The following is a 22,220-nucleotide window of genomic DNA, read 5'->3' on the forward strand; positions in this document are numbered from 1 at the left end:
TGGCTGTCGCCTGGATCAATCGATGTATTCGAACACCTTCACGATCTTCTGTACGCCCGACACGCCCTGCACCAAATTGGCTGCACGGGTAGCCTCGGCCTGGGTCAGCAGGCCCATCAGGTAGACGATGCCGTTGTCGGTGACGACTTTGATGCGCGAGCCCGGAATAGCGCTGTCGGTGAGCATTTGCGTCTTGATCTTGGTCGTCAGCAGGGCGTCATTGCTGATAGCCAGCAGGGTGATCGGGTCCATCACCTGCAATTCGTTGTGGACCTTCTTGACCCGTTGTACCGCCGAGGCGGCTTGCTCGGCCTGGGCCTTGAGGTCGGCACGCGGTGTCTGGCCGGCGAGCAGCACCACACCGTTGAAGCTGGTCACGACGATGCGCGAGGCACCGTTGCCCAGGTCGGGGGCCGCCTTGGCCACGTTGACTTCGACCTTGGTCTCGATCAGGGAGTCATCGATCTTGCTGCCAAAGGTGCGGGTGCCTTTGTCGTCCTCGATGGGGGTGTCGCGTGTTGCGGTGATTGCCGTGCTGCAACCGCTGATAGCGAGGCACAGCGTGATGGCCAAAAGGCTAAGGCGATTAACGGTCATTCTTCACTCCCGAACAGTTGGCTGTCGATCAGATCGCACAGGCAGTGGATCGCCAGCAGGTGGACTTCCTGGATACGTGCGGTGACGTTGGCCGGGACGCGAATTTCCACGTCCTCGGGCAGCAGCAACGAGGCCATGCCGCCGCCGTCGCGCCCGGTCAATGCTACGACAATCATTTCGCGATCATGTGCGGCCTGGATCGCCTGAATAATATTCGCCGAGTTGCCGCTGGTGGAAATCGCCAGCAGTACATCGCCCGGTTGACCAAGGGCACGAATCTGCTTGGAGAAGACTTCGTTGTAGCTGTAGTCGTTGGCGATCGAGGTGATCGTTGACGAGTCGGTGGTCAAGGCGATGGCCGGCAGGCTCGGACGCTCGCGTTCGAAACGGTTGAGCAGTTCGGATGAAAAGTGCTGGGCATCGCCGGCCGAACCGCCGTTGCCGCACGAAAGCATTTTGCCTTCGTTGAGCAGGGCATTGACCATGACTTGACTGGCTTGCTCGATGTGCGGTGCAAGTACGTCCATCGCCTGTTGCTTGGTGTCGATGCTGGCCTGGAAAAGCTGGCGAATTCGGGATTGCATGTCCATCTGTGTGACCTTAAGTAGCGCGGCTCTTCAGCACGGAAATGTGCAGCCCGCAAAGCAAAGAGCAAAAGTGTGGGGTGAAAATGTCCGGAAAATCAGCTGTCGAAGGCCTCTTTGAGCCAACTCAGATCAGTCTGGCCAGACGGTGTGCTTTGTATGGCAACCACATCGAAACGGCAGGGAGCGTCAGCCCAGCGATGCTCTTCGTGCAGGAAAAACTGCGCGGCGAGTATCAGTTTCTGACGCTTGCGCTCGTCGATACTGGCGAGCGCGCCACCCCATTGTGCGTGTTTTCTGTAGCGGACTTCGACGAATACTACTGTATCGCCGTCAAGCATGACCAGATCAAGCTCGCCGCGTTTACACAACCAGTTCTGCGCCAGCAGGCGCAGACCTTGTTGTTGCAAGTAATGGAGCGCTTGACGTTCGGCTTCCTTGCCGCGGTTGGCGTCGGGACGCTCAGGCATCAGCGCGGGGTGTCGGGCAGGCGCTGGACTTCGCCACCGACGAACTTCGCCCACGGCATCTGGCGGTCAACACGCTGGTGGGTGCCGACACCCAGGCTGCCGGAGAGGCCATCGACACGGGTGTCCGGCAGCGCCTTGAGCTGACCCAGGCGGGGGGCCAGGCGGTAGGCGTCGACGCCCATCGCATACAGGCGACCGAGGCTGCTATTGGCTTGCGGCCATTGCGCGGCAACCTGGTTGCGCAGTGGATCCGTGGTGTTGAGCAGCCAAGGGGTTTCGCAGAACATCACGTTGGTCATGTCCAGGTACTGGTTCTTGTCGCCGCTGGCGCTGAACACATGGGAAGTTGCGTAGACAGGTACGTCACCGGCGTACTGGAAGTTCAGTGTCGGCTTGATCTGCTGGGCCAACTGCGGAGGCACGGCCAGGAAGATCATCTCGATGTCCTGGCGACGCGAAGGCTGTGCGGCAACATCGGTGCCGACGGTGCTTTGCAGGCTTTTGGCGCGGCCTTCGCTCTTGCGCAACTGGAACAGGTCGGCGATCTGCTGGGCAAGGGCCACCGGCTGGTCGACATACTCGACGCCCAGGACGGTACCGCCATTGGCTTCCCAGTCCTGGCGGAAGGCTTTATAGACGCGCTCGCCCCATTCGCCGCGGGGCACCATGGCAGCGGCACGGTGCAGGCCGTCGGCACGGGCGCGACGCGATACTTCGCGTGCTTCGTCTTCAGCCGCCAGACCGAACTGGAACAATTGGGGTGGGTTGTTATCGATTTCGCTGTAGTTCAATGCCAGGGTGGTGATCGGCAGTTGCCCGCGTGCACTGAGTTGCTTGACCAGCGGTTTCTCCAGCGGGCCGACGACCAGTTGCACGCCGGCGGCCTGGGCCTTGGCATAGAAGTCGTCGAGCGCGTTCAGGCGTGAACTGTCGTAGAACTCGATGGCCGGCGGCTTCTGCCCGGCTTGTTCAGCCTGGTAGTGGGCGGCCATGAACCCTTCACGCAGGGCTTTGCCGACGGAGGCCAGAGGGCCCTCCTGAGGCAGCAGCAGGGCGATCTTGTTCAGCGGCTGGGTGGTCAGCTCCTTCAACTTGGTCAGTGGCAAAGGCAGTTGCACCGCAGCTGGATGCCCCGGGTTCCGCGCGCGCCAGGTGTCGATGGCCTCCTGCTGCTGTTCCAGGGTGCCGGCGCCCTTGACCGCCTGGGCCAGGGTGATCCATCCGTCCAGTTCCGGATTGCCGGAGGCTTGCAATTGTTCGGCAGGCAGCGCGGCAATCAGGGTCCAGATGGCTTCGTGATTGCTTTTGGCGGCGTCACCGCTGAGCAGGGGGGCCAGAGCGACGCGCTCACGGGCGGCGGCCAGGGTCTGGCCGTCGGCTTCATAGGCGCGGGCATGAACAGTGCCGGTGCGGACCTGCTGGTCGGCTGGCAAGTCCTTCAGGTTCTGCAAGCTCGGGTGGTTCAAGGCGGTCAGCGCGGCCTTGGGCTGGTTGCGCGCCATGGCCAGTTCGGCGGCCAGGGTGCTGGCGTACACTTGCGCTGCAGGCTTGAGAACATCCAGTGGCACCTGCGCAAGAATCTGCGACGAGCGGGCCGGGTTGTTTTGGTGGAAGGCCATATCCGCTGCACTCAAACGCAGCAATGCGGCCTTTTCTGGTGTCTTGGCGCTGGTGGCCTGTTCGAGCAGTTGCTCGATACTGGCGTCCGGGGTTCGTGGAAGGTCGCCAAGGCTGGACGAGGGCGAGCTGGCGCAAGCGGCCAGCAAGGCAGCGAGGCAGAGGGCGGAGAGCAGCCGCAGGCAAGCGATCATGTAAGTGTTCCTGATACCGATCAAATTAGTGTGGAAGTGTACCCAAGCACTGGCCCAGGCGCGATGTTGCTGGCGTGAAACCGTCTATTTAGGTCGTGGAAATGTTGCGAACCCCCATCGACGGCTGACCTTGTGGGCATATTATCGAGGCGTCTACGCGCTACAATGCGACTTTTCCCAACCGTCGAGGTGTGCGTTTTGACTGCTCCAGGTCCTTTGAATTCCACTGCTGGCTCGCTTTTTGTGGTGGCGACGCCCATTGGCAACCTGGACGACATCAGTGCGCGGGCATTGAAAGTGTTGCGCGAGGTGAAGCTGATCGCGGCGGAAGACACGCGCCACTCCCAGCGGCTGATGCAGCATTTTGGTATCGGTACGCCACTTGCGGCCTGCCACGAGCACAACGAACGTGAAGAGGGCAGCCGCTTTATCACGCGCCTGCTGGCTGGCGATGATGTGGCGCTGATCTCCGATGCCGGCACGCCGCTCATCTCCGACCCCGGCTATCACTTGGTACGCCAAGCGCGCGCCGCTGGTATCAATGTAGTACCCGTTCCGGGGGCGTGCGCGCTGATCGCGGCGTTATCGGCGGCGGGCCTGCCGTCTGACCGCTTCATTTTCGAAGGTTTTCTGCCGGCCAAGGCGGTAGGGCGTCGCGCGCGTCTTCAGGCGCTGAAAGAAGAGCCCCGCACGTTGATCTTCTATGAAGCGCCACACCGCATCCTTGAATGTCTGCAGGACATGGAGTCGGTATTTGGCGGCGAGCGCGTGGCGTTACTGGCCCGGGAACTGACCAAGACGTTTGAAACCTTGAAGGGCTTGCCGCTGGAAGCGCTGCGTGCCTTCGTCGAGGGCGACAGCAACCAGCAACGTGGCGAATGCGTGGTGCTGGTCGCGGGCTGGACGGCGCCGGAGAGTGAAGATGCCGTGAGTAGCGAAGCCTTGCGTATCCTGGACCTGCTGCTTAAGGAGATGCCCCTCAAGCGCGCTGCGGCGCTGGCGGCGGAAATCACCGGCGTGCGCAAAAATGTGTTGTATCAGGTGGCGCTCGATAAACAGAAGGCTGAATAGTTCCGGGGTTGAGCCGGCATTTCGTCTGAAGATGATGGCAATGCTGTACTTTTAATACTTGTTCTAAGTGCGCCGTGCCGTTAACCTGCGCGGCGGAGAGTCGATTGGACAGTCGCTGCCCTCTATGAAAATTAGAGGGGGGAGGAAAGTCCGGGCTCCATAGGGCGAAGTGCCAGGTAATGCCTGGGAGGCGTGAGCCTACGGAAAGTGCCACAGAAAATAACCGCCTAAGCACTTCGGTGCCGGTAAGGGTGAAAAGGTGCGGTAAGAGCGCACCGCACGTCTGGCAACAGTTCGTGGCTAGGTAAACCCCACTTGGAGCAAGACCAAATAGGGTCCCAAGGCGTGGCCCGCGCTGGGACCGGGTAGGTTGCTAAAGATGTCCAGTGATGGCCATCGTAGACGAATGACTGTTCAAGACAGAACCCGGCTTATAGATCGACTCTCCACCTTTTTCCTTCTGTCCGAATCTCGAGCAGAAACCCGGTAGTAGCGCAAGAATCCCTCGCTGCCGAATCATTGGCAGATACATCTTCGTAATACCAAAAAAATCTTACTCTTAATAAATTACTTTAACTTCGCGCTATAGCTCTCTGAGTTATTTGCAGTTGCCGGGCGAAAATCATCTCCGAACTCCTGTTTCTCCTCCTTTTACGCTCCTAAATCTCCGTTCTGTAAGGCTTTTCCTTGAATCCGCGCCTTGACGGTGTGGTGGGCGCATTCCTATAGTGTGCGCAAGTGGCGGAAAGTGGCACAAAGTGGGTTTTTTGAACGTAAAACGCTAAAATTTGGAGAAACGCATCTGTGTTTCGCGGAGCTAACGCTATCAGTCTCGATGCAAAAGGCCGTCTCGCCATGCCGAGCCGGTATCGTGACGAGCTCATTTCGCGAAGTTCCGGACAGTTGATCATTACGATCGATGCCGTTGATCCCTGTTTGTGCGTTTACCCGCTCGATGAGTGGGAGTTGATCGAAACCAAGTTGCGCGCCTTGCCTTCATTGCGTGAAGAGAACCGCCGCCTGCAGCGTTTGCTGATCGGTAATGCCGTCGACCTCGAACTCGATGGCAGTGGTCGTTTTCTGGTGCCGCCGCGTTTGCGCGAGTACGCCAAGCTGGATAAGCGCGCGATGCTGGTGGGCCAACTGAACAAGTTCCAATTGTGGGACGAAGATGCCTGGGATGCTGTGGCTGCAGCTGACCTGGCGGCTATTCAACAACCGGGCGCCATGCCTGATGAACTGCGTGATTTGATCCTGTGACTATTGATAGCGGCTTTAACCACATCACCGTACTGCTCGACGAAGCCGTTGAGGCTCTCGCCGTACGCGCGGATGGCTGCTATCTGGACGGTACGTTCGGCAGGGGCGGGCACAGTCGGTTGATACTCAGCCAGCTCGGGTCCGACGGAAAACTCCTCGGGTTCGACAAAGACCCTCAAGCGATTGCCACCGGGCAAGCGCTAGCGGCCGAAGACGGCCGCTTTGTCGTTGTACAGCGCAGCTTTGCCGAGCTGGGCGCGGAAGTGGCCGAGCGCGGCATGGCAGGCAAGGTGGCCGGGGTTCTGCTCGACCTGGGCGTGTCCTCGCCTCAGCTCGATGACCCGGAGCGCGGCTTCAGCTTCATGAACGACGGCCCCCTCGACATGCGCATGGACCCCACCCGGGGCATCAGTGCTGCGCAGTTCATCGCCACCGCTCCCCACGAAGAAATTGCCCGCGTGTTCAAGGAGTACGGCGAAGAGCGCTTCGCCGGGCGCATGGCCCGTGCCGTGGTCGAGCGTCGTGAAATCCAGCCGTTCGAACGCACCGCCGATCTGGCCGAAGTGCTGAAAGTCGCCAACCCTGCCTGGGAGAAGGGCAAGAACCCGGCTACCCGTGCGTTCCAGGGGCTGCGCATTCACGTCAACAATGAATTGGGCGATCTGGAGGCAGGCCTCGAGGCTGCCCTCGAGGCGCTGGAAGTAGGCGGTCGCCTGGTGGTGATCAGCTTCCACTCCCTTGAAGACCGCATCGTCAAGCTGTTCATGCGTCGTCTGGTCAAGGGCGAATCCGATAACCTGCCGCGCAACCTGCCGGTGCGTTTCGACGCCTTTGTGCCGAAAATCAAAATCCATGGCAAAGCGCAGTTCGCTTCCGAAGCCGAACTCAAGGCCAACCCGCGTGCCCGCAGTGCTGTCATGCGTGTTGCGGAGAAGTTGCGGTGAGCAAGCTCTTCGCCAAGCCCCTCCCGGGCGGCAGCTTCTTCATGTTGCTGCTGTTTGTCGGCGTGCTGGTGTCCGCGATTGCGGTGTCCTACAGCGCTCACTGGAACCGCCAATTGCTCAACACCCTGTACGGGGAATTGAGTGTGCGCGACAAGGCTCAGGCGGAATGGGGTCGGCTGATCCTGGAACAAAGCACCTGGACGGCCCACAGCCGTATCGAAGTGCTGGCCACCGAGCAATTGAAAATGCACATCCCCGGCGCAGCTGAAGTGCGCATGGTGGCGCCATGATGAAGCTCGAAGGCGCACTCTACCCCTGGCGCTTCCGCCTGGTGCTTGGCTTGCTGGCACTGATGGTGGGTGCGATTGCCTGGCGGATCATCGACCTGCAAGTGGTCGACCGTGACTTCCTTATCGGTCAGGGCGATGCCCGCAGCTTGCGTCATATTCCCATTCCAGCGCACCGCGGCCTGATCACCGACCGTAACGGTGAGCCTCTGGCCGTCAGTACGCCGGTGACCACCCTGTGGGCCAACGCCAAGGAACTGCAGGTCGCCAAGGACAAGTGGCCGGAGCTGGCGGCGGCTCTTGGTCAGGATCCAAAAGCCCTGGCTGAGCGTCTGGAAGCTCAGGCCAACAAAGAGTTCATCTACCTGGTTCGTGGCCTGACGCCCGAGCAAGGCCAGCAAGTGCTCGACCTTAAAGTCCCCGGTGTCTACGGCATCGAGGAATTCCGTCGTTTCTACCCGGCGGGTGAAACCACCGCGCATATGGTGGGGTTCACCGACATCGATGACCACGGCCGCGAAGGGGTGGAACTGGCCTACGATGAATGGCTGGCCGGGGTGCCCGGCAAACGACAAGTCATCAAGGATCGGCGTGGCAGACTGATCAAGGATGTCCAGGTCACCAAAAACGCCAAGGCCGGTAAGCCCTTGGCGTTGTCGATTGACCTGCGTCTGCAATACCTGGCCAACCGCGAGCTGCGTAACGCGATCATCGAAAACGGCGCCAAGGCCGGCAGCCTGGTGATCATGGACGTCAAGACCGGCGAAATCCTCGCCATGGTCAACCAGCCGACCTACAACCCGAACAATCGTCGCAACCTGCAACCGGCGATGATGCGCAACCGCGCCATGATCGACGTGTTCGAGCCGGGCTCGACCATGAAAGCCATCTCCATGAGCGCCGCCATCGAGACCGGTCGCTGGAAACCCACCGACAAGGTCGAGGTGTATCCGGGTACGTTGCAGTTGGGTAAATACACCATTCGCGACGTGTCCCGTACCGAAGGTCCGGTGTTGGATCTGACAGGTATCCTGATCAACTCCAGTAACGTGGGCATGAGTAAGGTCGCCTTCGATATCGGCGGCGAAACCATCTATCACCTGGCGCAGAAAATCGGCCTGGGCCAACCCACCGGTCTGGATTTCCCCGGCGAGCGCGTGGGTAACCTGCCCAACTACCGCGACTGGAAAAAGGCCGAGACGGCCACGCTTTCCTATGGTTACGGCCTCTCGGTGACCGCTATCCAGCTGGCTCACGCGTTCTCGGTGCTGGCCAACAATGGCCGCATGGTGCCGTTGAGCCTGATCCATGTCGACGAAGCGCCGAAAGCGACGCAGATCATCCCGGAAAACGTCGCCAAGACCATGCAGGGCATGTTGCAACAAGTGATCGAAGCGCCTCGCGGCGTATTCCGTGCCCAGGTGCCGGCTTATCACGTGGCTGGCAAGTCGGGTACTGCGCGTAAGACGTCGGTGGGCACCAAGGGCTACGCCGAAAACTCCTACCGTTCGTTGTTCGCCGGCTTCGGCCCGATGAGCGACCCACGCTACGCCATCGTCGTCGTGATCGATGAGCCGAGCAAGGCCGGCTACTTCGGTGGCCTGGTATCGGCGCCGGTGTTCAGCAAAGTGATGTCCGGCACCCTGCGCCTGATGAACATCACCCCTGACAACCTGCCGCCGACCCAACAGGCGAACGCCGGACCACCGGCCGCTGCAGTAAAAGCCAATGGAGGGCGCGGCTGATGTCTCTTAGCCTGAACAAGATTTTCGCCCACGCCGGCCGTGATCTGCTGATTCGCGAATTGAGCCTGGACAGCCGCAATGTACGCGCCGGTGACCTGTTCCTGGCGGTGCCGGGTGGCAAGTACGACGGCCGTGCCCATATTGCCGACGCGCTTCAGCGCGGTGCGGCGGCGGTGGCCTATGAAGTCGAAGGTGCCACCGTGCTGCCGATCACCGACGTACCGTTGATTCCGGTGAAAGGGCTGGCCAAACAACTGTCGGACATCGCCGGGCGTTTCTATGGCGACCCGAGCCGTCAGCTCAACCTGGTGGGCGTGACCGGTACCAACGGCAAGACCAGCGTGACGCAACTGATTGCCCAGGCGCTGGATCTGCTGGGCCAGCACTGTGGCATCGTCGGCACCCTGGGCACCGGCTTTTATGGTGCGCTGCAAAGCGGCCTGCACACCACGCCGAACCCGATTGCCGTGCAAGCGACCCTGGGCGACCTGAAAAAGGCCGGCGCCAAGGCGGTTGCCATGGAAGTGTCGTCCCACGGTCTGGACCAAGGTCGCGTCACCGCCCTGGCGTTCGACGTAGCGGTGATGACCAACCTGTCCCGCGACCACCTGGACTACCACGGCACCATGGAAGCGTACGCCGCCGCCAAGGCCAAGTTGTTTGCCTGGAATGACCTGAAGTGCCGGGTGGTGAACCTGGATGATGAGTTCGGTCGCCAGTTGGCTGCCGAGGGCCGCGAATCACGCCTGATCAGCTACAGCCTGGAAGACGCCAGCGCCTACCTGTATTGCCGCGAAGCCCAGTTCAATGACCAAGGCGTGCGCGCCACACTGGTCACGCCGCAGGGCGAGCACCATCTGCGCAGCAGCTTGCTCGGTCGCTTCAACCTGAGCAATGTGTTGGCCGCCATCGGGGCCTTGCTCGGCCTGGACTACGCCCTGGATGAAATCCTGCGGGTGCTGCCGAAGCTGGAAGGCCCGGCCGGCCGCATGCAGCGCCTGGGAGGCGGCACGCAGCCGCTGGTGGTGGTCGATTATGCGCACACCCCGGACGCACTGGAAAAAGTCCTGCTCGCGCTGCGCCCCCACGCCAAGGGCAGATTGCTGTGCCTGTTCGGCTGCGGTGGTGATCGCGATCGCGGCAAGCGTCCGTTGATGGCCGAGATCGTCGAGCGCCTGGCCGATGGTGTGCTTGTCACCGACGACAACCCGCGCACTGAAGACCCAAGCACGATTTTCGATGACATCCGCGTCGGCTTTAAAGATGCGTCCAAGGCCACGTTTGTGGCAGGTCGCGGTGCAGCCATCGCCCAATTGATCGCCAGTGCCAGTGCCGATGACGTCGTGGTGCTGGCTGGTAAAGGGCACGAGGACTATCAGGAAATCAACGGCGAGCGCCATGCGTTCTCCGACCTGGTCGAAGCTGATCGCGCCCTGACCGCCTGGGAGGTTGCCCATGCTTAAGGCACTGAAATTCAGCGAACTGACCCAGGCCTTGTCGGCCCGCGTGCTGTCGAGCGATTGCAGCTTCGACGGTGTCAGCATCGACAGCCGCAACATCAAGCCGGGCCAGTTGTTCGTTGCTCTGGCCGGCCCGCGTTTTGATGGCCACGATTACCTTAACGATGTCGCCGCCAAAGGTGCCGTGGGTGCACTGGTGCAGCGCGAGGTGGCTGATTCCACCTTGCCGCAACTGCTGGTGGCGGACACCCGCCTGGCCCTCGGCCAGTTGGGCGCACTCAACCGTGCCTCTTTTGACAAGCCAGTGGCGGCCGTCACCGGTTCCAGTGGCAAGACAACGGTCAAGGAATTGCTCGCCGGTATCCTGCGCACGCGCGGTCCGGTGCTGGCGACCCGTGGCAACTTGAACAACGATTTCGGTGCGCCCCTGACCCTGCTCGAACTGGCCCCGGAACACACCGCAGCGGTGATCGAGCTGGGTGCTTCGCGCATCGGCGAAATCGCCTACACCGTGGCGCTGACCAAACCCCACGTGGCCATCATCAACAACGCCGGAACCGCCCATGTCGGCGAGTTCGGCGGCCCGGAAAAGATCGTTCAGGCCAAGGGTGAAATCCTTGAGGGCCTCGATGCCTCGGGCACTGCGGTATTGAACCTGGACGACAAGGCCTTCGAGACCTGGCGTGTACGCGCCGCCGGTCGCAAGGTCCTGACATTTGCCGTGCTCAATGCTGCCGCTGATTTCCATGCATCCGACATCAATGTGGATGCCCGTGGTTGCCCGTCCTTTACCTTGCACACCCCGCAAGGCAACGAGCATGTGCAACTGAATCTGCTGGGCAATCACAACGTTGCCAATGCCTTGGCCGCCGCCGCTGCCGCGTACGCCCTGGGCGTGTCGCTGTTCGGTATCGCCACGGGTCTGGGCGCGGTGCAGCCGGTCAAGGGTCGCACGGTGGCGCAGTTGGCCACCAACGGCATGCGCGTGATCGACGACACCTACAACGCCAACCCCTCGTCCATTAATGCGGCGGTAGATCTGCTCACCGGTTTCAGCGGTCGCAAGGTTCTGGTCCTGGGCGACATCGGCGAGCTGGGCGACTGGGCCGAACAAGGCCATCGCGAGGTCGGTGCTTATGCGGCCGGCAAAGTGGACGCGCTTTACGCCGTCGGTACGAACATGGCTCACGCCGTCAACGCTTTCGGGCCCGGCGCGCGGCATTTCGCGACCCAGGCCGAGCTGATTCAGGCCCTGACAGGCGCTGAACACGACAAACACACAACCATTTTGATCAAGGGATCGCGCAGCGCGGTGATGGAAAACGTCGTCGCGGCCTTGTGTGGCTCAAGTACGGAGAAACATTAATGCTGCTGCTGCTGGCTGAGTATCTGCAACAGTTCTACAAAGGCTTCGCGGTCTTTCAGTACCTGACCCTGCGCGGGATCCTGGGTGTGCTGACCGCGCTGTCTCTGTCGCTGTTCCTGGGACCGTGGATGATCCGCACCCTGCAGAACCTGCAAATTGGTCAATCGGTTCGCAATGACGGCCCGCAGTCGCACCTGTCCAAATCCGGCACCCCGACCATGGGCGGCGCGTTGATCCTGTCGTCCATCGGCGTGAGCACCCTGCTGTGGGCCGACCTGCACAACCGCTATGTCTGGGTGGTGTTGCTGGTGACCCTGCTGTTCGGAGCCATCGGTTGGGTGGATGACTACCGCAAGGTGATCGAGAAAAACTCCAAGGGTCTGCCAAGCCGCTGGAAATACTTCTGGCAGTCGGTGTTCGGCATTGCCGCCGCGGTGTTCCTGTACACCACCGCGCCCAGCGCCGTGGAAACCACGCTGATCATCCCGATGCTCAAGGACGCCAGTATTCCGCTGGGCGTTGGCTTCATGGTGCTGACCTATTTCGTGATCGTTGGCTCCAGCAACGCGGTCAACCTTACCGACGGCCTCGATGGCCTGGCGATCATGCCGACGGTGATGGTGGGCGGCGCGCTCGGCATCTTCTGCTACCTGTCGGGTAACGTGAAATTCGCCGAATACCTGCTGATCCCGTATGTCCCGGGCGCGGGCGAGTTGATCGTGTTCTGCGGCGCCCTGATCGGTGCGGGCCTGGGCTTCCTGTGGTTCAACACCTACCCGGCGCAGGTTTTCATGGGCGACGTCGGTGCGCTGGCGCTGGGCGCGGCCTTGGGCACTATCGCGGTGATCGTTCGCCAGGAAATCGTGCTGTTCATCATGGGCGGTGTGTTCGTGATGGAAACCCTGTCGGTGGTCATCCAGGTGGCCTCTTTCAAATTGACCGGGCGCCGTGTGTTCCGCATGGCGCCGATTCACCACCACTTTGAACTCAAGGGTTGGCCCGAGCCGCGTGTGATCGTCCGTTTCTGGATCATCACCGTGATTCTGGTGCTGATCGGCCTTGCCACCCTGAAACTGAGGTAGAAACGAGTGTCCCTGATCGCTTCAGACCACTTCCGCATCGTTGTCGGCCTCGGCAAGAGCGGCATGTCCCTGGTTCGCTTCCTGGCGAGCCGGGGCAAGCCGTTTGCTGTGGCCGACACGCGGGAAAATCCACCGGAGCTGGTCACGCTGCGCCGTGACTACCCGCACGTGGAAGTGCGTTGTGGCGAGCTGGACGTCGAGTTTCTGTGCCGCGCCGACGAGCTCTACGTGAGCCCTGGTCTGGCCCTGGCCACACCGGCCCTTCAAGCCGCGGCTGCCCGTGGCGTGAAGCTGTCCGGCGATATCGACCTGTTTGCGCGCCACGCGAAGGCGCCGATCGTGGCAATCAGTGGTTCCAACGCGAAAAGCACCGTGACCACCCTGGTCGGCGAGATGGCGGCTGCGGCCGGCAAGCGCGTGGCGGTGGGCGGCAATCTCGGCGTACCGGCGCTGGATTTGTTGAGCGACGACGTCGAGTTGTACGTGATGGAACTGTCGAGCTTTCAGCTGGAAACCACCCACGACCTGGGCGCTGAAGTGGCTACCGTACTGAACGTGAGTGAAGACCACATGGACCGCTACAGCGGCCTGCCGGCCTATCACCTGGCCAAGCACCGGATCTTCCGGGGGGCCAGGCAGGTGGTGGTCAATCGTCAGGATGCGTTGAGCCGTCCGTTGATGGGCGAGGGCCTGCCGTGCTGGACCTTCGGCTTGAGCAAGCCCGACTTCAAAGCCTTCGGCATCCGTGAAGAGAACGGCGAGAAATACCTGGCCTTCGAATTCCGGAACCTGATGCCGGTGCGCGAGCTGAAAATCCGTGGCGCCCATAACCAGTCCAATGCGCTGGCCGCCCTGGCGCTGGGGCATGCGGTCGGCTTGCCGTTCGACGCGATGTTGTCGAGCCTGCGCACCTTCGGCGGCCTCGAGCATCGTTGCCAGTGGGTTCGCGACCTGGACGGCGTCAGCTATTACAACGACTCCAAGGCCACCAACGTGGGCGCCGCATTGGCGGCCATCGAAGGCCTGGGTGCGGATATCGAAGGCAAGCTGGTGCTGATCGCCGGTGGCGATGGCAAGGGCGCCGACTTCAAGGACCTCAAGGCCCCGGTCGCCGCGCATTGCCGCGCCGTGGTGCTGATGGGCCGCGACTCCGACCTGATCGCTGCGGCGTTGGGGGAGGCCGTGCCGCAAGTGCGTGCCACGTCTTTGGACGACGCGATTGCCCAGTGCAAGGCCCTGGCTCAGCCGGGCGACGCGGTGCTGCTGTCGCCAGCCTGCGCCAGCTTCGACATGTTCAAGAACTACGAAGAACGCGGCCAGTTGTTCGCCCGCGGCGTGGAGGCCTTGGCATGAGCCTCAATCTCAGAAACATCATCAAGCCGTACCCGTCGCCGATCATTACCGGGCGCGGTATCGACCTCGATTTCCCGATGCTCGCCGGTTGCCTGGCGCTGCTGGGCCTGGGCCTGGTGATGATCACCTCCGCGTCCTCCGAAGTGGCCGCCGTGCAGTCGGGCAACACCCTGTACATGATGATCCGTCACCTGGTGTACCTGGTGCTTGGCCTCGGCGCCTGCATCGTGACGATGATGATTCCTATCGCCACCTGGCAACGCCTGGGCTGGCTGATGCTGATCGGCGCGTTCGGTTTGCTGATCATGGTGATCCTGCCCGGCATCGGGCGCGAGGTGAACGGTTCGATGCGCTGGATCGGTTTCGGCGCTTTCAACGTGCAGCCGTCGGAAATCGCCAAGGTGTTCGTGGTGATCTACCTCGCGGGCTACCTGGTGCGGCGCCAGAAAGAAGTACGCGAAAGCTGGATGGGTTTCTTCAAGCCGTTCATTGTGCTGCTGCCCATGGCCGGCCTGTTGCTGATGGAGCCCGACTTCGGTGCCACCGTCGTGATGATGGGGGCGGCGGCGGCGATGCTGTTCCTCGGCGGTGTCGGTCTGTTCCGCTTTACCTTGATGGTGGTGCTGGCGGTGGCGGCGGTGACGATCCTGGTCCAGGCGCAACCTTACCGGATGGCCCGTCTGATTACCTTTACCGACCCCTGGTCCGACCAGTTCGGTTCCGGCTACCAGTTGACCCAGGCGCTGATCGCTTTCGGTCGCGGCGAATGGCTGGGCGTGGGCCTGGGCAACAGTGTGCAGAAGCAGTTCTACCTGCCCGAGGCGCACACCGACTTCGTGTTCTCGGTATTGGCCGAGGAGCTGGGCGTGGTCGGTTCGCTGTGCACCGTCGCGCTGTTCGTGTTCGTGTGCGTGCGCGGCATGTACATCGGTTTGTGGGCCGAGAAGGCCAAACAGTTTTTTGCCGCCTATGTGGCCTACGGCTTGTCGTTCCTGTGGATCGGCCAGTTCCTGATCAACATCGGTGTGAACGTCGGCTTGCTGCCGACCAAGGGCCTGACCCTGCCGTTCCTCAGTTATGGCGGCAGTTCGTTGGTGATCTGCTGCGCTTGTCTCGGCCTCTTGTTGCGCATCGAGTGGGAGAGTCGTACCCACCTGGGCAGCGAAGAGATGGAATTCAGCGAGAGCGATTTTGCCGAGGAGCCGATCCATGGGCGCTAACGTGCTGATCATGGCGGGCGGCACCGGGGGCCATGTGTTCCCGGCCCTGGCGTGCGCGCGGGAATTCCAGAGCCGTGGCTACACCGTGCATTGGCTGGGGACGCCGCGCGGTATCGAAAACGAGCTGGTGCCGAACGCCGGCTTGCCGCTGCACCTGATCAATGTCACCGGCCTGCGCGGCAAGGGCAAGCTGTCCCTGCTCAAGGCACCGTTCGTGTTGCTGAAGGCGGTGTGGCAGGCGCGCAAGGTGATTCGTGAATTGAAACCGGTGTGTGTGCTCGGTTTCGGCGGTTATGTGACCGGTCCGGGTGGCGTCGCAGCCCGGCTGGCCGGCGTGCCGGTGATCGTGCACGAACAGAACGCCGTCGCCGGCACGGCCAACCGTTTGCTGGTGCCGTTGGCCGCCCGGGTCTGCGAGGCGTTCCCGAAGACCTTCGGCGCCTCGGACAAACTGCGCACCACCGGCAACCCGGTGCGCACCGAGCTGTTCATGGACATCGCCCGCCAGGCACTGGACGGGCGCAAGCCACACCTGCTGATCCTGGGCGGAAGCCTGGGCGCCGAGCCGCTGAACAAATTGCTGCCGGAAGCGCTGGCGCAGCTGCCTGTGGAGCTGCGCCCGGAGATCTTCCATCAGGCCGGCAAGCATCACGATGAAGTCACCGCCACACGTTATCGCGAAGCCGGTGTGGAGGCCAATGTGCAGCCCTTCATCAAAGACATGGCCCATGCCTATGGCTGGGCCGACCTGGTGGTCTGTCGCGCTGGTGCGTTGACCGTCAGTGAACTGGCCGCCGCCGGTCTGCCGTCCTTGCTGGTGCCTTTGCCCCATGCGATCGACGATCACCAGACCCGCAACGCCGAATATTTGGCCGGGGAGGGCGCTGCCTTCCTGCTGCCGCAAAGAACGACTGGCGCCGCCGATTTGGCCGCACGCCTGACCGAGGTTTTGATGCAACCGGAACGACTCAACAGCATGGCGAGCACCGCAAGCCGCCTGGCTAAACCTGACGCAACCCGCACCGTGGTCGATATCTGCTTGGAGGTGGCCCATGGTTGAGAATCAGAAAGCCATGCCGCAACCGGAAATGCGCCGTATCCGTCGCATCCACTTCGTCGGGATCGGCGGCGTGGGCATGTGCGGTATTGCCGAAGTGTTGCTTAACCTGGGCTACCAGGTCTCCGGCTCGGACTTGAAAGAGTCGCCGGTCACCGATCGCCTGAAGACCTTCGGTGCACAGATCTTCATCGGGCACCGCGCCGAGAACGCCGCCGAGGCGGACGTGTTGGTGGTGTCCAGTGCCGTGAACACCTCCAACCCGGAAGTGGCCACCGCCCTCGAGCGCCGCATTCCCGTGGTGCCGCGCGCCGAGATGTTGGCCGAGCTGATGCGCTATCGCCATGGCATCGCCGTGGCCGGCACCCATGGCAAGACCACCACCACCAGCCTGATCGCTTCGGTGTTCGCCGCCGGTGGCCTGGACCCGACTTTCGTGATCGGTGGCCGTCTGAACGCTGCGGGCACCAATGCCCAGCTCGGCACCAGCCGCTACCTGATCGCCGAAGCCGATGAAAGCGATGCGAGCTTCCTGCACCTGCAACCGCTGGTCGCAGTCGTCACCAACATCGACGCCGATCACATGGCTACCTACGATGGCGACTTCAACAAGTTGAAGAAAACCTTCGTCGAGTTCTTGCACAACCTGCCGTTCTACGGCCTGGCCGTGGTGTGCCTGGACGATCCGGTGGTGCGCGAGATCCTGCCGCTGGTCAAGCGCCCGACCGTGACCTACGGCTTCAGCGAAGATGCCGACGTGCGCGCCATCAATGTGCGTCAACACGGCATGCAAACCTTCTTCACCGTGCTGCGCCCGGACCGCGAACCGCTGGACGTTTCGGTGAACATGCCGGGCAACCACAACGTGCTCAACTCCCTGGCGACCATCTGCATTGCGTCCGACGAGGGCGTCAGCGATGAAGCCATCGTCGAAGGCCTGTCGCGCTTTGCCGGCGTGGGCCGCCGCTTCCAGGTCTACGGCCAGCTGCCGGTGGACGGTGGCGACGTGATGCTGGTGGACGACTACGGTCACCACCCGACCGAGGTCGCCGCGGTGATCAAGGCCGTGCGCGGTGGCTGGCCGGAGCGCCGTCTGGTGATGGTCTACCAGCCGCACCGTTACAGCCGCACCCGCGATCTGTACGACGACTTCGTCAATGTGCTGGCCGACGCCAACGTGTTGCTGCTGATGGAGGTGTACCCGGCGGGTGAAGACCCGATCCCGGGCGCCGACAGCCGCAAGCTGTGCAACAGCATCCGTCAGCGTGGCCAACTGGACCCGATCTACATCGAGCGTGGCGTGGACCTGGCGCCCATCGTCAAGCCGCTGCTGCGGGCCGGTGACATCCTGCTGTGCCAGGGCGCCGGTGATATTGGCGGCCTTGCGCCCAAGCTACTGGCGAGCCCGCTGTTTGCCGCTGCCAAGGGAGCGTCGAAATGACCACTGACTACGGCTCCCTGTTTTCGACAATCGCGCCCGCCGACTTCGGTCGCGTCGCCGTACTGTTCGGCGGCAAGAGCGCCGAGCGCGAAGTGTCGCTCAAGTCCGGCAACGCGGTGCTCGAGGCCCTGCAAAGCGCCGGCGTGAATGCGTTCGGCATCGACGTGGGCGACGACTTCCTCGCCCGCCTGCAGGCCGAGAAGATCGACCGCGCCTTCATCATCCTCCACGGCCGTGGCGGTGAAGACGGCAGCATGCAAGGCCTGCTGGAGTGCGCCGGTATCCCTTACACCGGCAGCGGCATCCTCGCGTCGGCACTGGCCATGGACAAGTTGCGCACCAAGCAGGTGTGGCACAGCCTGGGCATTCCAACCCCGCGTCACAGTGTTCTGTGCAGCGAAGACGATTGTATTTTGGCCGCCAAGGAACTGGGCCTGCCTTTGATCGTCAAACCTGCCCATGAAGGCTCCAGTATCGGCATGGCCAAAGTGAACTCGGCCGCCGAATTGATCGACGCATGGAAAGCGGCAAGTACCTACGATTCGCAAGTGTTGGTGGAACAGTGGATTTCCGGTCCCGAGTACACCATCGCCACCCTGCGTGGCCAGGTATTGCCGCCCATCGCCCTGGGCACACCGCACACTTTCTACGACTACGACGCCAAGTACCTGGCTTCCGATACCCAGTACCGGATCCCGTGCGGCCTTGACGCAACCAAAGAACAGGAATTGATGGACCTCACGGCGAAAGCCTGTGAGGCGCTGGGTATCGCCGGTTGGGCGCGGGCAGACGTGATGCAGGATGAGCAAGGGAATTTCTGGTTCCTGGAAGTCAACACCGCGCCAGGGATGACCGACCACAGCCTGGTCCCCATGGCCGCTCGTGCCGCCGGTCTGGATTTCCAGCAGTTGGTGCTGTCGATCCTTGCAGCCAGCATCGAGCCTCGAGGCTAAGCACATGAACGGCGCATCGCTTCGTCATCAGCCCCCACAAGCACCGAGCCGGAAGCCGGTGCCACGGGGTGCCAGCCGAATGGTGGCTAAAGAGCCGATGTCGGCGCGCCTGCCGAAACCCAACTTTGGTTTCCTCAAGGCGCTGTTCTGGCCGGTGTTGCTGGTGGTGCTGGGCTTCGGAACCTACGAGGGCGCCCAGCGTCTGTTGCCGTATGCCGACCGGCCGATCACCAAGATCAGCGTGCAGGGCGACCTAAGCTACATCAGCCAGCAAGCGGTACAGCAGCGCATCGGCCCTTACCTGTCGGCGAGCTTCTTCACCATCGACCTGGCTGGCATGCGCTCGGAGCTGGAACAGATGCCGTGGATCGCCCATGCCGAAGTCCGCCGGGTATGGCCGGACCAGGTGACGATCCGCCTGGAAGAACAACTGCCCGTGGCCCGTTGGGGTGACGAAGCGCTGTTGAACAACCAGGGCCAGGCGTTCACCCCGCGTGAGCTGGCCAACTACGAGCACCTGCCACAGCTGTTCGGGCCGCAGCGGGCGCAACAGCAAGTGATGCAGCAGTACCAGGCCTTGAGCCAGATGCTGCGGCCACTGGGCTTCTCCATCGCACGCCTGGAACTGCGTGAACGGGGCAGCTGGTTTTTGACGACCGGGGCAGGCAGTTCCGGCCCGGGCATCCAGTTGTTGCTGGGACGCGACCGCTTGGTGGAGAAGATGCGCCGCTTTATTGCCATCTATGAAAAAACCTTGAAAGAACAGATTACGAACATTGCGAGCGTCGACCTGCGTTACGCCAACGGCCTGGCCGTCGGCTGGCGTGAACCGGCTGCGCCCACGACCGCGCAACCCGCGGTCGCGAAGAATTAAGAAGAGGCAGGACCCATGGCAAACGTGCAAAGCGGCAAAATGATCGTCGGTCTCGATATCGGCACCTCCAAGGTGGTGGCGCTGGTGGGCGAGGTCGGGGAAGACGGCGCGATCGAAATCGTCGGTATTGGCACGCATCCGTCCCGGGGCCTGAAGAAGGGCGTGGTGGTGAACATCGAGTCCACCGTGCAATCGATCCAGCGCGCCATCGAAGAAGCGCAGTTGATGGCCGGTTGCCGGATCCACTCGGCGTTTGTCGGCGTGGCCGGCAACCATATCCGCAGCCTGAACTCCCACGGCATCGTGGCGATCCGCGACCGTGAAGTCAGCTCGGCCGACCTTGAGCGCGTGCTCGACGCGGCCCAGGCCGTGGCGATCCCGGCTGACCAGCGCGTGCTGCACACCCTGCCGCAGGACTATGTGATCGACAACCAGGAAGGCGTTCGCGAGCCTCTGGGCATGTCGGGCGTGCGCTTGGAAGCCAAGGTCCACGTGGTGACCTGCGCCGTCAACGCCGCTCAGAACATCGAAAAATGCGTGCGCCGCTGCGGCCTGGAAATCGACGACATCATTCTTGAGCAACTGGCGTCCGCTTATTCGGTACTCACCGACGACGAAAAAGAACTGGGCGTGTGCCTGGTGGACATCGGCGGCGGTACCACCGACATCGCGATCTTCACCGAGGGTGCGATCCGTCACACCGCCGTGATCCCGATTGCCGGCGACCAGGTCACCAACGACATCGCCATGGCGTTGCGTACCCCGACCCAGTACGCCGAAGAAATCAAGATCCGCTACGCCTGCGCCCTGGCCAAGCTGGCCGGTGCCGGTGAAACCATCAAGGTGCCGAGCGTGGGCGACCGTCCACCGCGCGAGCTGTCGCGCCAGGCATTGGCCGAGGTGGTCGAGCCGCGCTACGACGAACTGTTCACCCTGATCCAGGCCGAGCTGCGTCGCAGTGGCTACGAAGACCTGATCCCGGCTGGCATTGTGCTGACCGGCGGTACGTCGAAGATGGAAGGCGCGGTCGAGCTGGCCGAGGAAATCTTCCACATGCCGGTCCGCCTGGGCGTGCCTCACGGCGTCAAGGGCCTGGGCGACGTGGTGCGCAACCCGATCTATTCCACCGGCGTGGGCCTGCTGTTGTACGGGCTGCAAAAGCAGACCGACGGCATTTCCCTGTCGGGCCCCAGCAACCGCGAAAGCTACCGCAGCGACGACGAAGAGAAAGCGCCGTTGCTGGACCGGATCAAAAGCTGGGTCCAGGGCAACTTCTAACGATTTACCGCGACACCGCAGCACCGTTGTAAGCAGTAGGCGAAAAAACTAGAGAAATGAAAGGAGAGGGAACATGTTCGAACTCGTAGACAACATCCCCGCAAGCCCGGTCATCAAAGTGATCGGTGTCGGCGGTGGCGGCGGCAACGCTGTCAACCACATGGTCAAGAGCAACATTGAAGGCGTCGAGTTCATCTGCGCCAACACCGATGCCCAGGCCCTCAAAAACATCGGTGCACGCACCATCCTGCAATTGGGCACCGCCGTGACCAAGGGCCTGGGTGCTGGCGCCAACCCTGAAGTGGGCCGTCAGGCTGCACTGGAAGACCGCGAGCGTATCGCCGAAGTACTGGCCGGTACCAACATGGTGTTCATCACCACCGGCATGGGCGGTGGTACCGGTACCGGTGCTGCGCCGATCATCGCCGAAGTGGCCAAGGAAATGGGCATCCTCACCGTTGCGGTGGTGACCCGTCCGTTCCCGTTCGAAGGTCGCAAGCGTATGCAGATCGCCGACGAAGGCATCCGCATGCTGTCCGAAAGCGTCGACTCGTTGATCACCATCCCCAACGAGAAGCTGCTGACCATCCTGGGCAAGGATGCGAGCCTGTTGTCCGCTTTCGCCAAGGCTGACGATGTACTGGCCGGTGCCGTTCGCGGTATCTCCGACATCATCAAGCGCCCGGGCATGATCAACGTCGACTTTGCCGACGTGCGTACCGTGATGAGCGAAATGGGCATGGCGATGATGGGCACTGGCTGCGCCAGCGGTCCGAACCGTGCACGCGAAGCCACCGAAGCGGCCATCCGCAATCCGTTGCTGGAAGACGTGAACCTGCAAGGCGCACGCGGCATCCTGGTGAACATCACCGCCGGTCCTGACCTGTCCCTGGGTGAGTACTCCGACGTGGGTAGCATCATCGAAGCCTTTGCGTCCGAGCACGCGATGGTCAAGGTGGGTACCGTGATCGATCCGGACATGCGCGACGAACTGCACGTGACCGTGGTTGCCACCGGCCTGGGTGCCAAGATCGAGAAGCCTGTCAAGGTCATCGACAACACCCTGCACAACAGCCAGGCCAGCCAGTCGGCAGCCGCTCCAGCGCCTGTGCGCCAGGAACAGCCGTCGGTGAACTACCGTGACCTGGACCGTCCGACCGTGATGCGCAATCAGGCTCAGGCCGGTGCAGCGGCGTCCCGTAGCCCGAATCCGCAAGACGATCTGGACTACCTGGACATCCCGGCTTTCCTGCGTCGTCAGGCCGATTAATGGAATGTATCAGGGCTATGAAGGTGATTGGTGTTCAGCAAAGGTCTGGTCTGCTATTATCGCCAGCCTTTGTTGATACCAGTTCGCAATTTGCGCT

The 22,220-nt window shown here is 62.1% G+C and carries 20 protein-coding genes and 1 other RNA gene; 17 read left to right on the forward strand and 4 right to left on the reverse strand.

What is annotated here, in order from left to right:
* Nucleotides 1-15 precede the first annotated feature (15 nt).
* The 4 genes from ACW9IB_RS18380 to ACW9IB_RS18395 form a co-directional block, all read right to left on the reverse strand.
* Nucleotides 16-597: a BON domain-containing protein gene (locus ACW9IB_RS18380; RefSeq protein WP_457365427.1), complete on the reverse strand. Its 582-nt coding sequence runs from the start codon at nt 595-597 to the stop codon at nt 16-18.
* Nucleotides 594-1,187, reverse strand: coding sequence for a phosphoheptose isomerase (locus tag ACW9IB_RS18385; RefSeq protein ID WP_007928463.1), 594 nt, complete (start codon nt 1,185-1,187; stop codon nt 594-596). The genes ACW9IB_RS18380 and ACW9IB_RS18385 overlap by 4 nt, the downstream gene beginning before the upstream one ends.
* Nucleotides 1,188-1,279: 92 nt before the next feature.
* Nucleotides 1,280-1,651 carry a YraN family protein gene (locus ACW9IB_RS18390; protein WP_457365428.1) on the reverse strand — a complete coding sequence of 124 codons (372 nt, stop codon included), beginning with the start codon at nt 1,649-1,651 and terminating at the stop codon, nt 1,280-1,282.
* On the reverse strand, nt 1,651-3,462 hold the full coding sequence (locus tag ACW9IB_RS18395; protein WP_457365429.1) for a penicillin-binding protein activator: 1,812 nt from the start codon (nt 3,460-3,462) through the stop codon (nt 1,651-1,653). Before ACW9IB_RS18395 ends, ACW9IB_RS18390 begins: the two co-directional genes overlap by 1 nt.
* A gap of 165 nt (nt 3,463-3,627) precedes the next feature.
* Here ACW9IB_RS18395 and rsmI point away from each other — a divergent pair, with 165 nt between their 5' ends.
* From rsmI to ftsZ, 17 genes are all read left to right on the forward strand, one after another.
* On the forward strand, nt 3,628-4,533 hold the full coding sequence (gene rsmI, locus ACW9IB_RS18400; RefSeq protein ID WP_457365430.1) for a 16S rRNA (cytidine(1402)-2'-O)-methyltransferase: 906 nt from the start codon (nt 3,628-3,630) through the stop codon (nt 4,531-4,533).
* A gap of 96 nt (nt 4,534-4,629) precedes the next feature.
* An RNA gene (gene rnpB / locus ACW9IB_RS18405) (RNase P RNA component class A) lies at nt 4,630-4,983 on the forward strand.
* A 354-nt stretch (nt 4,984-5,337) separates the two neighbouring features.
* Nucleotides 5,338-5,793 carry a division/cell wall cluster transcriptional repressor MraZ gene (gene mraZ, locus ACW9IB_RS18410; RefSeq protein ID WP_457365431.1) on the forward strand — a complete coding sequence of 152 codons (456 nt, stop codon included), beginning with the start codon at nt 5,338-5,340 and terminating at the stop codon, nt 5,791-5,793.
* A complete protein-coding gene (rsmH, locus tag ACW9IB_RS18415) occupies nt 5,790-6,737 on the forward strand; it encodes a 16S rRNA (cytosine(1402)-N(4))-methyltransferase RsmH (protein WP_457365432.1) in 948 nt (315 codons plus the stop codon). The genes mraZ and rsmH overlap by 4 nt, the downstream gene beginning before the upstream one ends.
* Nucleotides 6,734-7,027: a cell division protein FtsL gene (gene ftsL, locus ACW9IB_RS18420; RefSeq protein WP_003188663.1), complete on the forward strand. Its 294-nt coding sequence runs from the start codon at nt 6,734-6,736 to the stop codon at nt 7,025-7,027. The genes rsmH and ftsL overlap by 4 nt, the downstream gene beginning before the upstream one ends.
* Nucleotides 7,027-8,769 (forward strand): peptidoglycan D,D-transpeptidase FtsI family protein, encoded by a 1,743-nt coding sequence (locus ACW9IB_RS18425; protein ID WP_457365456.1) that lies wholly within the window; start codon nt 7,027-7,029, stop codon nt 8,767-8,769. Before ftsL ends, ACW9IB_RS18425 begins: the two co-directional genes overlap by 1 nt.
* Nucleotides 8,769-10,232: a UDP-N-acetylmuramoyl-L-alanyl-D-glutamate--2,6-diaminopimelate ligase gene (locus ACW9IB_RS18430; protein WP_457414809.1), complete on the forward strand. Its 1,464-nt coding sequence runs from the start codon at nt 8,769-8,771 to the stop codon at nt 10,230-10,232. The genes ACW9IB_RS18425 and ACW9IB_RS18430 overlap by 1 nt, the downstream gene beginning before the upstream one ends.
* A complete protein-coding gene (locus tag ACW9IB_RS18435) occupies nt 10,225-11,595 on the forward strand; it encodes a UDP-N-acetylmuramoyl-tripeptide--D-alanyl-D-alanine ligase (RefSeq protein WP_457414811.1) in 1,371 nt (456 codons plus the stop codon). The genes ACW9IB_RS18430 and ACW9IB_RS18435 overlap by 8 nt, the downstream gene beginning before the upstream one ends.
* The gene (gene mraY, locus ACW9IB_RS18440) at nt 11,595-12,677 is read left to right on the forward strand and encodes a phospho-N-acetylmuramoyl-pentapeptide-transferase (RefSeq protein WP_457365435.1); all 1,083 of its coding nucleotides are present in this window, start codon (nt 11,595-11,597) and stop codon (nt 12,675-12,677) included. Before ACW9IB_RS18435 ends, mraY begins: the two co-directional genes overlap by 1 nt.
* 6 nt (nt 12,678-12,683) lie before the next feature.
* Complete coding sequence (gene murD / locus ACW9IB_RS18445; RefSeq protein ID WP_457414813.1) at nt 12,684-14,030, forward strand: UDP-N-acetylmuramoyl-L-alanine--D-glutamate ligase; 1,347 nt, start codon at nt 12,684-12,686, stop codon at nt 14,028-14,030.
* On the forward strand, nt 14,027-15,250 hold the full coding sequence (ftsW, locus tag ACW9IB_RS18450) for a putative lipid II flippase FtsW (protein WP_457414815.1): 1,224 nt from the start codon (nt 14,027-14,029) through the stop codon (nt 15,248-15,250). Before murD ends, ftsW begins: the two co-directional genes overlap by 4 nt.
* Nucleotides 15,240-16,310 (forward strand): undecaprenyldiphospho-muramoylpentapeptide beta-N-acetylglucosaminyltransferase, encoded by a 1,071-nt coding sequence (murG, locus tag ACW9IB_RS18455; protein WP_457414817.1) that lies wholly within the window; start codon nt 15,240-15,242, stop codon nt 16,308-16,310. The genes ftsW and murG overlap by 11 nt, the downstream gene beginning before the upstream one ends.
* Nucleotides 16,303-17,748, forward strand: coding sequence for a UDP-N-acetylmuramate--L-alanine ligase (gene murC, locus ACW9IB_RS18460; RefSeq protein ID WP_457365439.1), 1,446 nt, complete (start codon nt 16,303-16,305; stop codon nt 17,746-17,748). The genes murG and murC overlap by 8 nt, the downstream gene beginning before the upstream one ends.
* Nucleotides 17,745-18,701 carry a D-alanine--D-alanine ligase gene (locus ACW9IB_RS18465; RefSeq protein WP_457414818.1) on the forward strand — a complete coding sequence of 319 codons (957 nt, stop codon included), beginning with the start codon at nt 17,745-17,747 and terminating at the stop codon, nt 18,699-18,701. Before murC ends, ACW9IB_RS18465 begins: the two co-directional genes overlap by 4 nt.
* A gap of 4 nt (nt 18,702-18,705) precedes the next feature.
* On the forward strand, nt 18,706-19,575 hold the full coding sequence (locus tag ACW9IB_RS18470) for a cell division protein FtsQ/DivIB (protein ID WP_457365441.1): 870 nt from the start codon (nt 18,706-18,708) through the stop codon (nt 19,573-19,575).
* A gap of 15 nt (nt 19,576-19,590) precedes the next feature.
* Nucleotides 19,591-20,853 carry a cell division protein FtsA gene (gene ftsA, locus ACW9IB_RS18475; RefSeq protein ID WP_457365442.1) on the forward strand — a complete coding sequence of 421 codons (1,263 nt, stop codon included), beginning with the start codon at nt 19,591-19,593 and terminating at the stop codon, nt 20,851-20,853.
* Between the two features lie 73 nt (nt 20,854-20,926).
* Nucleotides 20,927-22,123 carry a cell division protein FtsZ gene (gene ftsZ / locus ACW9IB_RS18480; protein WP_457365443.1) on the forward strand — a complete coding sequence of 399 codons (1,197 nt, stop codon included), beginning with the start codon at nt 20,927-20,929 and terminating at the stop codon, nt 22,121-22,123.
* The last annotated feature ends 97 nt before the right edge of the window (nt 22,124-22,220 follow it).

Source organism: Pseudomonas sp. SDO524_S393 (assembly GCF_054071875.1).